Genomic DNA, 13,369 nt, shown 5'->3' on the forward strand with positions numbered 1-13,369 from the left:
AGTCAAGGTCGAGAAATTGAGTATAAAAAGTTGCATTCACAGCAGCTCCAACTCTTCTAAATACCTCGAAGCTCTGCTTCGAGGATCCTTTATTGTAACATCGATTTTCGCGCTTCAGCCGCCTTTTCCGTCAACTCAGAATCACATCATTTTTCCGGTTCGTCGCTCTGTTTTTTGCCGAAAGCCTTCAGTTTTTCGGCCATTGTCTTGAGTCGCTCGAACACTTTCGCATTGACTGTTCCCTCCGGCCAGGCGCCATTTTCATCCATCTCTCCCGCAGGAACGCCGGTCAGAATTTCGATGCCTTCGTCGATGTGCGTGACGGGCCAGATGGAGAACTCTCCCGCTTCGACCGCTTTGACGATGTCGTGGCGGAGCATCAGGTGCGTGACGTTCGAGGCGGGAATCAGTACGCCGTGGCGTCCGTCGAGGCCGCGCGCTTTGCAAAGATCGAAAAATCCCTCGATTTTGTCGTTGACGCCACCGATGGCCTGCACCTGGCCGTGCTGGTTGACCGAGCCGGTGACGGCCAGCCACTGCCGGATCGGAATCCCCGAAATCGCCGAGAGCAGGGCGTAGAGCTCGGTGGAGGAGGCGCTGTCGCCCTCGATGCCGCCGTAGGATTGCTCGAAGACCAGCGTCGCCGAAAGCGAGAGCGGCTCGTCGGCGGCGTAGCGCGAGCCGAGGAATCCCGACAGAATCATCACCCCTTTCGAGTGGATCGGCCCGCCCATCTCGACTTCGCGCTCGATGTCGATCACCTCGCCCTTGCCGAGGCGCACCCGCGCCGTGATGCGGCTCGGCGTACCGAAGCTCTGTTCGCCGAGGGAATAGACCGAGAGGCCGTTGATTTGGCCGACCTGTTCCGACGAGGTGTCGATCAGAATCGTGCCGCGCATCATCGCCTCCCGCATCCGCTCCTGAACCCTCGCCGCGCGGTAACGCTGCGCTTCGAGCATCGCCTCGACGTCGTCGGCGCTCACCTGCGTCCGCTTGTTTTGCGCGGCGTGGTACTCCGCCTCGTGCGCGAGGTCGCGGATCGCCTGAAGGTTCGAGGAGAGCCGGGTGGCGTCGCCCGCCATGCGGGAGCCGTGCTCGATGATGCGGGCCACCGCGTCGCGCTCGAACGGCAGGAGCTTGTCTCGCGCGGCTATCGAGCCGACCAGGTGCGCGTAGGCCAGATGCGTTTCATCGTTGCGTTGCATGTCGTTGTCGAAATCGGCGGCGATCTTGAACAGTTCGTTGAAGTCAGGATCGTAGCTGCTCAACAGGTAGTAGAGCCTCCGTTCGCCGAGCAAAACGACCTTGAGATCGAGCGGAATGGGTTCCGGTTCGAGCGAAATGGTGCTGACCAAGCTGTAAAGTTGGGCGAGCGATTCGATGCGGATCTGGCGGGTGCGGAGCGCTTTTTTGAGCGCCTCCCAGGCGAAAGGTTCAAGCAGGAGCCGCCGCGCGTCGAGAATCAGGTAGCCGCCGTTTGCCCGGTGCAAGGCGCCCGGCTTGATGAGGGTGAAGTCGGTGATGAGCGTGCCCATCTGCGCGGCGTGCTCGATGTCGCCCACGAGGTTCTGCGTGGCGGGTTTGTCTTCGAGAATCACCGGTGCGCCGTTGAGCTTGCTGTTGTCGATCATCACGTTCACCCGGTAGCGGACGGCGGAGCGCTTGCGTCCTGCCGGGCTGAATTGCGGCGGCATCATGAACGGCCCCTCTTCGGGCGTCTCCTTTTCGAGGAACTGGCCGAAGTTTTCGATCATGTCGCGCTCGACCTCGTCGAGATAGCGCAGCACCTCTTCGACCTCTTTGTATCTGGCTCTGATTTCATCCATGAGCGGTTTGAGGGCGAATGCCGAAACCTCGCGGTTCAGCTCCTTGATCTTGTCGGCGGTTTCTCGCTGCCACTTGGGGAACTGCGCCATGATCGATTGCAGGCTGTCGCGGAGGCGGTTGGTCTCTTTTTCGATCTTGTCGCGCTCCTCCTGTTTCATCTGCATGTAAACGTCGGGCGCGATCACCTTGCCCTCGTGCACCGGCGCGAAAGCGAAGCCTCCCGGAGTGCGGATGAGGGTGATTTCGTGCTCCTGCGCATCGTGTTCAATCGCCTCGATGGCGCTTGACTGCTTCTCCTGCAACGCCTCGCCGATCTCTTTTTCCCGCGACTGGTACTCTTCGCTGCTGAAGGCGGCGGGCATGACGCCGAAGAGCGTTTCGACGAGGCGCTCCATGTCGTCGCTCAGGCGGCACGCCTGGCCGGGCGGCAGGCGGAGCGCTTTGGGGCTGCGCGGTTTGCCGAAATTGTAAACGTAGCACCAGTCGTCGGGTCGAGCCTCTTTCGGCGCGACGGCGTTGAGAAGCTGGAGCACGGTGGTCTCCTTGCCGGTTCCGGACGGGCCGAGGGCGAAGAGGTTGAACCCGTCGCGCCGGATGCCCATGCCGAGCCGGATCGCTTCGAGTGCTCGCTCCTGGCCTGCGATTTCTGTCGAGCCATCGAGATCGGCGGTGGTGCTGAAGGTGAACTGTCCGGGATCGCACCGGCTGTAGAGTTGCGCGGGGAGGAGTTTTGCGGGAATGGGCATGGTGTGCGCTCCTTTTTCCGGACGGCGAAAGGGGCTCAACCGGAAGCGGCCCTTCGCCGGAATCGGAAAGCCGCCTGTCTGGACGCACGGTCAGTGTTCGGTTATCTCTCTGTTTTAGAGAACTTTTGATTGTTCGGAAATGGTTCCCGCAAGCCGCGTTCAGGCCGCCTCTTCATCTTCCAGCGCCTTGCGCAGATGCACCGGCGGCTCCTTCTCCCGCTTGCGCAGCCGCAGGTTGAGCATCTCCACCGAAACCGAGAAGGCCATCGCGAAATAGACGTAGCCGCGCGGGAACTCGAATCCGGCCCCTTCGGCCACCAGCGTTGCCCCGATGAGAATCAGAAAGCTCAGCGCCAGCATTTTGATGGTCGGGTGGCGCTCGACGAATTCGCCGATGGTTTTGGAGGCGATGATCATGACGAAAACGGCGATCATGATGGCCAGAATCATGACCGGAATATCTTTGGCCAGCCCCACGGCGGTGATGACCGAGTCGAGCGAGAAGACGATGTCGATAATGGCGATCTGGATGAGCGTCATGACGAAGTTCGAGGCGGAGCGCTCCTTGATGACCTCTTCCGAGCCTTCGAGGCTCTGGTGAATTTCGTGGGTGCTTTTGGCGAGCAGGAACAGCCCGCCGCCGAGCAGGATGAGGTCGCGCCCGGTGACGGCGTGGCCGAAAGCGGTGAACAGCTCGTTGGTGAGGCGCATCACCCAGGTGATCGACAGCAAGAGCGCGATGCGGGTGAGCATGGCGAGGCTGAGACCGAGTATGCGGCCCGGCTTCTGCTGCTCGGCGGGCATCCGGCTGACGATGATGGTGAGAAAAATAATGTTGTCGATGCCGAGGACGATTTCAAGCGTCGTCAGCGTCAACAGGGCAATCCAGGCCTCAGGACTGAAAATCCATTCCATAGAAGTATCTGCGTTGATTGAGGGTTGTGTCTTTGGCTTCGGGAAGTTACATCCGCAGAGCCAGACCGGCAAAAATACGATTCATAATGGCCGATATTGAATACATTTATCAGGGCGTCTCTTTTGTTTGTCGATGGATTGAAGAGCGAGAGAGACAATGCATTGCAGGGGCAACCCTTGCGGTTGCCCTCTGTTCAATGTCACGCTGACAAGATGGGTAGCCGCGAGGGCTACCCCTACAGAAATATCAAGGCTGCATGATAACGCAAAAAGCCATGCCCGAATCCTACGACGCTACAACCCATGCCGGACTCCGGCGATACTTCGACAGCGGGTCAACCCGCTCGCTCGAATGGCGTCGCGGGCAGCTTCGGGGCCTCGATGCGTTTCTGCGTGAGCGCGAGGCCGCCATTGCCGAGGCGATTCATGCCGATCTTGGCAAGCCTGTGGCCGAGACCTGGCTGACCGAGACCGCCTGGCTCAGGAGCGAAATCCGGTACGTCCTGAAGCACCTTCGCGGCTGGATTCGTCCGAAAAAAGTCGGCGTACCGTTGCACTACCAGCCCGCGCGCGCGTTCGTCGAGCGTGAGCCGCTGGGCGTCGTGCTCATCATCGGCGCATGGAACTATCCGTTGCAGCTTTGCCTGGCCCCGCTCATCGGCGCTCTCGCCGGCGGGAACTGCGCGGTGGTGAAGCCTTCGGAGATGGCTCCGGCCACGTCGGCTCTGCTCTTCGGGGAGCTGGGGCGCTCTGTCGATCCGGAGGCGGTCAGGGTTGCCGAAGGCGATGCGGCGTTCACCGCCAGCTTGCTCGAACACCGCTTCGACCATCTTTTTTTTACGGGCAGCCGCCGGAAAGGGCGTGAGGTGATGGCGGCGGCGGCGCGGCACCTCACGCCGGTGACGCTCGAACTTGGCGGCAAAAGCCCGGTCATCGTCACCGAAAAGGCCGATCTGCGCCTGGCCGCGCGGCGTATCGCGTGGGCCAAGTTCCTCAATGCGGGGCAGACCTGCGTGGCTCCCGACTATCTGCTGGTTCACAAGTCCGTCGAGGAGCAGCTTTTGGCGATGATGAAGGAGGCGCTGCGTGAGTTTTTCGGCGACGATCCGCAATCGAGCGCTGACTATGGCCGGATCGTCGATGCCCGCAACTTCCGGCGGCTCGAAGCGTTGCGGCGCGAGGGCGCACTCGTCGAGGGGGGCGGCCCGAACGAGGCTTCGCGCTATATCGCGCCAACGATTCTCCGAGACGTTCCCGAAGATTCCGATCTCATGAAGGAGGAGATTTTCGGCCCGCTGTTGCCGGTGCGTTCGTTCACGACGCTCGAAGAGGCCGTCGGCATGGTCCGGTCGCTCGACGCGCCTCTCGCCGTCTATCTTTTTTCGCGTGACCGCGCGGAGCTTCGTTATCTGCGCGAGCACACCCGGAGCGGCGGCGTCTGCTGTAACGACCTGCTTTTTCAGGCCGCGATTCCAGGCCTGCCTTTCGGCGGCAGGGGCGCGAGCGGCATCGGCGTCTATCATGGCAGGGCGGGCTTCGAGACCTTCACCGCCGAGCGGAGCGTACTTGAGCGGGGCGGTTTTCCGGATCCCGATCTGCGCTATCCTCCCTACACGGCAGGCCGGTTCAGCTTGCTCAAGAAAATTGTCACCATCTTTTCATAGGCGAATGAGTATAACAAGCAACGTATCGGAACAAACCGGCCTGGCCTTCGGCGGCGGCGTGGTGCTTGGCGCGGCGCACATCGGCGTGCTGAAGGCGATGGACGAGACCGGCTTTCGCGCGGATTGCGTCGCGGGCACCAGCATCGGCTCGTTTATCGCGGCGATGCACGCCTTCGGCAAAAGCTGGCGGGAGATCGAAAAGGTTGCCCTTGAGCTGGACTGGTCTGATCTGTCGGGCCTCACTCTCTCCGGCTACGGCTTGCTCTCGATGCGCAAATTCGGCGAGATTGTCCGCGCCCAGCTCGGCTCGCGCCGCATCGAGGAGTCGCCGGTTCCGCTCGCTATCGTCGCCACCGACATCTGCACCGGAAACAAGGTGGTGCTGCGCGAGGGCGACGTTGCCACGGCGGTGATGGCCAGCTCGTCGATTCCCGGCATTTTCAAACCGGTGGAGCTGGGCGAGATGCTGCTGGTCGATGGCGTACTGACCGAGAACGTGCCGGTCTCTCCGCTCAAGGCGATGGGCGCGAGCCGGATCGCGTGCATCGACCTCTTTGGCCGTCACAGCTTCCGGCGGCCAGAGCACTTGCCCGACCTTTTGCTCAACGCTTTTTACAGCGCTATGCGCGCCATTTCGCAGATTCAGATCAGCGAGGCCGATCTGGTCATCACGCCCGATCTCTCCCGCTTCAGCCTGGTCGATATGTCCGCCGTGCCGGAGATTCTCGATACCGGCTACCGCGAGTCCATGCCATTGCTCGAAGCGTGGCGGGACGCGCACCGGTGACGTTCCGCTCTTTTCGAGCCGGAACCGGGAATGCAAAGGCGACGGTTTGCGTTTTGAAAAAGCCCGTGCTTCAACACCAAATCAAAGGAGGACGCAATGCCTATCCAAAGATTACGGGAGTTCCTCGACGGCCATCAGGTCAAGTACTTCGTCACCAGCCACTCGCCGGCCTACACGGCGCAAGAGATCGCAGCCGCCGCGCACGTGTCGGGCAACGAGCTGGTCAAGACGGTCATGGTGACGATCGACGGCAACATGGCCATGGCGCTTCTGCACGCTTCGCGCCACCTCGATTTCGACAAGCTCCGCGAACTGTGCGGCTCTCGTGATGTCGCCCTTGCCGAGGAGGTGGAGTTCAGCGGTCTGTTTCCTGAGTGCGAAATCGGCGCGATGCCACCTTTCGGCAATTTGTACGGCATGGCGGTCTATGCGGATGACGAGCTGGACGGAAGCATGGATATTGTCTTCAACGCCGGAACTCACCGGGAGCTTGTCAGGCTCTCATGGTTCGATTACCGCAGACTGGTCAGCCCGGTCATGGGCAGTATCGCCTCCGGTTCGTAGGTCAGCCGGAGCGAGCGGTTTGGCAATCTTCAGCGGCGGCGCGGCTTTTTAAGCGGGAAATAGTACCTTTGACGGAGCCTGAAATGGCGAGGAACGGCCTGCGGTTTTGTAGGCGCGTTTCGATGTTCCATGAGTCAGATGCAACGATTTTCAGCTTTTTGCCGCCGCCGATATGAAGGTAGCCTTATATGCGGGAACCTACGTCAAGGACAAGGATGGCGCCGTACGGTCGATCTACCAGCTTGTCTCGTCAATGATCAAAAACGGCCACGAGGTCGTGGTCTGGACGCCCGATTTCGCCCCTGGATCGAACGCCTCGGTGCCGGTTAACCTGACGCCGTCGGTGCCCATTCCGCTCTACCCCGACTACAAACTCGGGTTCTACAACGCCGTCACCGAACGGCAGCTCGACGAGTTCGCGCCGGACATTGTCCACATCTCCACCCCCGACATCGTTGGCCGCAAGGTTTTGCGCTATGCCAGGAAAAAAGGCATTCCGGTCGGCTCGGCCTACCACACCGATTTTCCCTCCTACCTGAGCTACTACCATCTCGGCTTCGCCGAACCGGCGGTCTGGCGCTTCCTCCGGAAATTCTACAACGCCTGCGACGTGACGCTCGCGCCGAACGAGAGCGTCCGCGAGCGGCTCACCGGCAAGGGGATCGAGCGGGTCGAACTTTGGTCGCGCGGCATCGACAGGGAGCTGTTCGACCCCTCTCGCCGCTCCGCGAAGCTGCGGCGGGCGTGGGACGCCGAGGGGCGGACGGTCATTATCTACGCCGGGCGCTTCGTGCTTTACAAGGACATCGAGGTGGTGATGAGCCTTTACCAGCGCTTCATCGAGGAGGGCCTCGGCGAGCGCGTACGTTTCGTGATGATCGGCTCCGGCCCGGAGGAGGCAGAGATGCGACGGCGGATGCCCGACGCGGTTTTCACCGGCTACCTGACCGGCGTGGCGCTCCCGGAAGCCTACGCGAGCGGCGATCTGTTCCTCTTTCCCTCGACTACCGAGGCGTTCTGCAACGTGGCGCTCGAAGCGCTCGCCACCGGCTTGCCCGCCGTGGTCTCCGATCTCGGCGGATGCCGTGAGCTGGTCGAGCGCTCCGGCGGCGGCCTGGTCGCCAAAGCCGGGGAAATCGGTGATTTCTACAAGTGCTTCACAAAGCTCATGCAGGATGGCGAGTTGTTCCGCGCCATGCGTGAGCGCGGCCTCGCCTTTGCCGAAGACAAATCATGGGCGGCGGTCAACGGCCAGCTCATCGCCCGCTACCTCGACCTCATCGCCACCAACGCGAGGCGGTGAGCTTGGCGGAACGGACGGATCAGACCGATCCCGAAACCAACTCCAAATCAAATCCCGATCACGATCCCGTAGGGGCAGCCCTCGCGGCTGCCCTGGCGTCACCGTTGTTTCAGTTTTTTTTGTACGTGCGGCCTTTAGACTGTTTCAAGCAGGGCAGGCGCGAGGCCTGCCCCTACAAACCAATGCGTCTCCTTGCTCTGACGCTTAAGTTATCAACCCTTCACTTCGTACGGCTCCATGATGTAGCCGAGGCAGTCCTGCATGATGACCCGTGCGTCGCGGGTGAACATCGAGGGTACGATCGGCAGCTTCGTGAAGATGCGCTCTTCGCTGAAGCGGAGGTAGCGAAGGGTGATGTCGCGTCCGTCGTTGTCGGTCACGACGAGCGGCGGCGCGGCGGCGCGGTAACGCCCCAGCTCCGCGCCTTCGGGCACTCGCTCGAAGTTGAGGCTTTCGAGGTCTTCGCGCAGGCAGAGATCTGCGTCGCCTCCGTACGCGCCGAACTCCACGCGCAGTCCTTCGCGCACGACGATCCGGGCGGTAGTGTGGAACAGGTCGCTGAGGTGGTTCGGTGGTGGCGTGAAGAGCGCTTCGGCGGAGAGCTCAAGGCTGTGCCGGAGGTACTGCTCCACGTGGCTCGTTCCGGCGGCGTTGCCCGATACGCCGCATTCGAGCGTCACCGAAGGACAAATTTTCGACAGCGCAATCGCAATCACTTCGCGCGGCTCGGTGAACCAGACGATGGTTTTGCTGAAACGCCGCGCCAGGCTGAGCGTGGCGTCGTCGAGCCGGTTGACGCAGCCGTAGTGCGGGTTCTTGCCGGTGTTGTTGTGCAGGTCGATAGCGGCCAGCGGCGCGGCTTTGGCCACCTCCGCCAGCACCTCTCGCGCCAGCCGGTGCTCCGGATAGCGCTCGTCGTGCCAGATGCGGTTGTAGTCGGCCTGCCCGTCGAGCTTGCGTAATTTCTGTCCGGCGGCGGCGACGTTGCCCACGAAGAGCAGCACCGGTCTTGGCAACGGGCGGCGCGGCGCGTCATATCCGGCGAGGAGGCGCTGCATGGCGTCGAAGCCGGTGGTTTCGTTGCCGTGCAAAAGGATCGAAACGAAGATCGGCGGCCCCGGCTCGCCCGCGATGCGGATCAGCGACGGACCGGGCAGGATCGTCCCGATTTTTTCGACCGGCGCGTCGGTGAAGCCGTCGGGCAGGCGCTCGAAGCGGCGGAGCGCCGGGACGGGGTAGTGGTTCAGATGCTCCATTCGTGAACGGGAATGCCGAGGCTCTGGTTATCGAGGCAGGCCTGCGTCAGCGCCCGGAAGTCGGGGCCGTGCTTGCCGACGAAGGCCTTCTGCCACCACGCCCCGTTGCGCCGCGACGCTACCCGCTGCGCCAGAATATCGACGAGGTAATAGCGCAGGTCGCGGCTGTCGAATCCCGCCGCGGCCAGCGCCAGAATCGCGCCCGGAATCAGGTGCTGCAAGATGAGCGTCTCGACGGGCATCGTGCTTCCCGAAGTCCAGGCGACATTGGCGTTGAGGCCGGAGCGGGCGGCAGCGTAAAAATTGGCCCGCGCCTGTTCAAACGAAATGTTGGCCTGCGGAACTTCAGGTTGCAGGTACATCATCGCTCCGTAGAAAAAAAGAATATTGGCGACGACGTCGGGAATCGACGGCCCCGCCGCCGGAACGCGGTGCTCGATGCGCAGGTGCGGGCGGCCATTTTCGCCGAAGCCGATCAGTGGCCGGTTCCAGCGCCAGATGGTGCCGTTGTGCAGCCGCAAGTGGTGCATCATGCTGAAGTCGTGGTCAAGCGTGACTGGCAGCAGCACCGGAAAACCGTCCAGATTCTCAAGGAAAACCTCCCGTAGTGAGTCGCGGACGTAATCGCGCCCAAAGGTGACGCGCGAAACCGGCCTGCCGGAGAGATCGACGAACGATGGGGTGTACACAGCCTGCTCGAAGAGCGGGATGCGGGTCTCGTCCCAGAGTTCGCGTCCAAAAAGAAATGGCGAGTTGGCCGACAGCGCGGCCATTGGCGCCGAGAGCACGTGAGCGACGTTGTAAAAAGCGGCGGCGCGGCTGAGCGGAACCTGAAAGTGTATCTGCAGCGAGGTGGTCGCCGCCTCGGCCATGACATCGTGATGCACGACCTCCAGCCGGTCATTCGGCCCCTCGATGTTTATTTTGAGCGGATGACGTGATCTGGTGCGCAGTATTTCACGGTTCAGGGCGTGGAACCGTTGCATCGACGACATGCTTTCGAGCGTGAGCATCCTGTCCTGCAAGGTCGGCAGAATGCCGGTCATGAGGGTCTGGCAGCCCATCTCACGGGCGTGGAGGGAGCCGTTGTCCCAGAGCGTCTGAAGCTCGCCGCGCAGGAACTCCGGGAGTTGGCGATTCAGCGGATGAGGCGCGACGTTGAGTTCAAAGTTGTATTTCGACAGCTCGGCCACGACGAGAGGGTTGTTAACCCGTGCAAGGAACTCCTCGTTCCGTGCCGCCGGAGCGCAATCGCTGTCCACGAGCCACCCTTCAAGCTCAAAGCCGCACATAACCTCGCGTTGCTCGAAAGCGTCCGCGGAGAACCACTCCATCAGCATCAGCGTCTCCTTTCGCAGATTCTGCTGAAACTGCCGGAAATCCTGTTCGCTGAACTCGGTTTTCGCTATTTCACTGCCCATCGATAGATCGTTAGTTAACCCAATCTGGGTAATAGGTCTGTCAGATGCAAATGAATTGTCGCAGTTTCCCGAAAGTTATTGCTCAATCCGATTGTGGCGGAGGGTATCTTTCCAATGGAATCGGAATTGCCGCAGGGTCGTGAATTTGTGTGGGCGGGTTTTATGCCCGCCCGGACGGGATGCCGGGCACACGGCTTTGGCGAAATCGGGCAGCCACGGGGGACTGCTCCTACGCAAGATCAACAGGTCCCGTCGCGGTAATCGATAGAGTGGAACGGAACCAATAATCACCGCCGGGAGTAACAACTCCTAAAAAAGGAGATTTCATATGAAGACAGGATTCATCGGCCTCGGCAAGATGGGCTTCAACATGGTCGAACATCTGCTCGAACTGGGCCATGAGGTGGTGGCGTTCGACCTTTCGGCGGAGGCGGTCGCGGCGATTGCTGAAAAAGGGGCGACGGCAGCAAGCTCGTTGCAGCACGTTGTGGGCGACCTGCCGAAGCCGCGCGTGGTGTGGATGATGGTTCCGGCGGGCAGGGCGGTCGATGCGGTGCTCGACGGATTGCTGCCGTTCCTCGATCGAGGCGACATCGTCATCGATGGCGGCAATTCGCGCTACACCGATTCGGTGGCGCGGGCGGAGCGGCTGCGCCAAGCGGGCGTGCGGCTGCTCGACGTCGGCACCAGCGGCGGGCTGGACGGCGCTCGCCACGGCGCGTGCATGATGGCCGGGGGTGAGCGGGAGGCCTACGAGTACGTCGAGCCGCTGCTTCGCGGCCTCTGCGTGCCGGACGGTTGCGGCTACATGGGCGTGTCCGGCGCGGGCCACTTCGTTAAAATGGTGCACAACGGCATCGAGTACGGCATGATGCAGGCCATCGGCGAGGGGTTCGACCTGCTTCGCGCCAGCGGCTTCGACCTCGACAACGAGACCGTGGCGCGGGTCTGGTCGAACGGCTCGGTGATTCGCGGCTGGCTCATGGAGCTGGCGGGCAAGGCGTTCGCGCAGGACAACGACCTCGGCTGGCTCGGCGGCAAGGTGGCCGATTCTGGCGAGGGGCGCTGGACGGTCGAGGCGGCCATCGATCTCGGCGTGGCGGTGCCGATCATCTCCGGCGCGCTGTTCCGTCGCTTCCGGTCGCAGAGCGAGGAGAACTTTTCGGACAAGGTGGTCGCCGCGCTGCGTCACGGCTTCGGCGGTCACGCTTACCAGGCTCCCGGAGCCGGGGAGGAGAAAGCATGAGCGCCGCCCTCGACAACTTCACCATCGTCATCTTTGGCGCGAGCAGCGACCTGGCCTCGCGCAAGCTGTTTCCGTCGGTCTTCCAGCTCGCCCGGTGGGGGCACATGCCGGAGAGCTTCCGCTTGATCGGCGTCGGGCGGCAGGAGATGAGCCACGACGAGTTCCGCCAGAGCGTTCGCGAGCGGCTGCTTGAGCACTCGCCCGAAGCCGCCGGTGACGCCGAGCGGCTCCATATCTTCTGCCGCCGCCTCTTTTATGTGCGGGCCGATCTCGACGATCCGGCGGGCTACGCGAGGCTGCGTGGCGAGATTTTGCGCGAGGAGGCGGAGGATGGGCGAACCTGCCGCAACCTGATGTTTTACCTGTCGATACCGCCGAGCCTCGCGCCCGCCGTGGTGAAGAATCTCGGCAAGGCCGGGCTGGGCGGGCGCGAATCCTCATGCACCGGGTGGCGCAAGCTCATCGCCGAAAAGCCCTACGGCCACGACCTCGAAAGCGCCCGCGAGCTGAACCGCGTCATCGACGAGGTGTTCGAGGAGCGGCAGGTCTATCGCATCGACCACTACCTCGGCAAGGAGCCGGTGCAGAACATCATGGTGTTCCGTTTCTCCAACGGCATTTTCGAGCCGCTCTGGAACCGGCAGTACATCGCGCAGGTGATGATTACCATCGCCGAGGATTTCGGTATCCGGGGGCGCGGCGGCTACTACGAGGAGGCCGGGCTCTTGCGCGACATCATCCAGAACCACGGCTTGCAACTGCTCGCGGCCATCGCCATGGAGCCGCCGGTCGATCTCGACGCCGACTCGATTCGCGACGAAAAGTCCAAAATTCTGCGCTCCGTGCGCCGCTTCAACATCGACTCGGTGCGCGACTCGGTGGTGCTTGGCCAGTACGAGGGGTACGTCGCCGAAAAGGGGGTCGCGCCGGATTCGAAGGTCGAAACCTTCGCCGCCGTGAAGTTCCACATCGACAACTGGCGCTGGTCGGGCGTGCCGTTCTACATGAAGGCGGGCAAGAACCTCGCCAAACAGGTCACCGAAATCGTCATCACCTTCCGCTGCCCGCCGCAGAACTACTACGGCCCGTCCGGCGGCGCGGCGTGCAGTACGCCGAACCAGGTAGTGCTCGGCATCCAGCCCGACGAGACGGTCGCCATCCGCTTCGGCGCGAAACGACCCGGCGAGCAGATGATTACCGATCCGGTGTTCATGAAGTTCGACTACCGCAACACCTTCCAGGGCGAGGGCCTCACGCCGTACCACCGCCTTTTGCTCGACGCCATCGAAGGCAACCAGATGAACTTCATCCGCAAAGACAGCGTGGAGTACTCGTGGGAAATTATCGACAGCCTGAAAGATTCAATCGACGGCCAGGTTCCGGAGCTGTACCCGGTTCATAGCTGGGGACCGGAATCGTCGAGGATTTACGGGTGACGGATAGGGGATGATGGGTTGAATATTCTGTAGGGGCGGACCTGTGTGTCCGCCCTTCTTGTGTCGGGGATAAAGTTGCGGACAAGCATCTGTCATTCCGAACGAAGTGAAGAATCCAGTTCCCGAAGGTTGGGATAGCCGACTGATTCGCAAGATATTACGATGCTTTTCTGGATTCTTCAGCCGACAAATCGTCTTCAGAAT

10 protein-coding genes are annotated in these 13,369 nt (G+C 61.9%); 6 read left to right on the forward strand and 4 right to left on the reverse strand.

Annotated features, from left to right (window positions below; genetic code table 11):
• Nucleotides 1–146: 146 nt before the first annotated feature.
• Complete coding sequence (locus EST62_RS07815) at nt 147–2,573, reverse strand: Lon protease family protein (RefSeq protein ID WP_129051544.1); 2,427 nt, start codon at nt 2,571–2,573, stop codon at nt 147–149.
• Nucleotides 2,574–2,732: 159 nt separating this feature from the next.
• Nucleotides 2,733–3,488, reverse strand: a complete 756-nt coding sequence (locus EST62_RS07820; protein WP_129051545.1) for a TerC family protein — start codon at nt 3,486–3,488, stop codon at nt 2,733–2,735.
• Between the two features lie 257 nt (nt 3,489–3,745).
• Between EST62_RS07820 and EST62_RS07825 the strand changes: the two genes are divergently transcribed.
• The 4 genes from EST62_RS07825 (at nt 3,746) to EST62_RS07840 (ending at nt 7,806) form a co-directional block, all read left to right on the forward strand.
• Nucleotides 3,746–5,152 (forward strand): aldehyde dehydrogenase family protein, encoded by a 1,407-nt coding sequence (locus EST62_RS07825; protein ID WP_245153541.1) that lies wholly within the window; start codon nt 3,746–3,748, stop codon nt 5,150–5,152.
• A 4-nt stretch (nt 5,153–5,156) separates the two neighbouring features.
• On the forward strand, nt 5,157–5,939 hold the full coding sequence (locus EST62_RS07830; RefSeq protein WP_129051546.1) for a patatin-like phospholipase family protein: 783 nt from the start codon (nt 5,157–5,159) through the stop codon (nt 5,937–5,939).
• A 96-nt stretch (nt 5,940–6,035) separates the two neighbouring features.
• Nucleotides 6,036–6,503: an aminoacyl-tRNA deacylase gene (locus tag EST62_RS07835; RefSeq protein WP_129051547.1), complete on the forward strand. Its 468-nt coding sequence runs from the start codon at nt 6,036–6,038 to the stop codon at nt 6,501–6,503.
• A 172-nt stretch (nt 6,504–6,675) separates the two neighbouring features.
• Nucleotides 6,676–7,806 (forward strand): glycosyltransferase family 1 protein, encoded by a 1,131-nt coding sequence (locus tag EST62_RS07840; protein WP_129051548.1) that lies wholly within the window; start codon nt 6,676–6,678, stop codon nt 7,804–7,806.
• A gap of 212 nt (nt 7,807–8,018) precedes the next feature.
• On the opposite strand, the gene EST62_RS07845 is transcribed toward EST62_RS07840, so the two are convergent.
• Nucleotides 8,019–9,062 carry a M14 family metallopeptidase gene (locus EST62_RS07845; protein WP_129051549.1) on the reverse strand — a complete coding sequence of 348 codons (1,044 nt, stop codon included), beginning with the start codon at nt 9,060–9,062 and terminating at the stop codon, nt 8,019–8,021.
• Complete coding sequence (locus EST62_RS07850; protein WP_167599249.1) at nt 9,050–10,483, reverse strand: glutamate-cysteine ligase family protein; 1,434 nt, start codon at nt 10,481–10,483, stop codon at nt 9,050–9,052. The genes EST62_RS07845 and EST62_RS07850 overlap by 13 nt, the downstream gene beginning before the upstream one ends.
• Nucleotides 10,484–10,811: 328 nt before the next feature.
• Between EST62_RS07850 and gnd the strand changes: the two genes are divergently transcribed.
• Together gnd and zwf are read left to right on the forward strand one after the other, a co-directional pair.
• A complete protein-coding gene (gene gnd / locus EST62_RS07855) occupies nt 10,812–11,729 on the forward strand; it encodes a phosphogluconate dehydrogenase (NAD(+)-dependent, decarboxylating) (protein ID WP_129051551.1) in 918 nt (305 codons plus the stop codon).
• Complete coding sequence (zwf, locus tag EST62_RS07860; protein WP_129051552.1) at nt 11,726–13,165, forward strand: glucose-6-phosphate dehydrogenase; 1,440 nt, start codon at nt 11,726–11,728, stop codon at nt 13,163–13,165. The genes gnd and zwf overlap by 4 nt, the downstream gene beginning before the upstream one ends.
• The last annotated feature ends 204 nt before the right edge of the window (nt 13,166–13,369 follow it).

Origin of the sequence: Chlorobaculum sp. 24CR, from assembly GCF_004118635.1 — a bacterium.
In the GTDB taxonomy this organism is placed as follows: Bacteria; Bacteroidota; Chlorobiia; order Chlorobiales; family Chlorobiaceae; genus Chlorobaculum.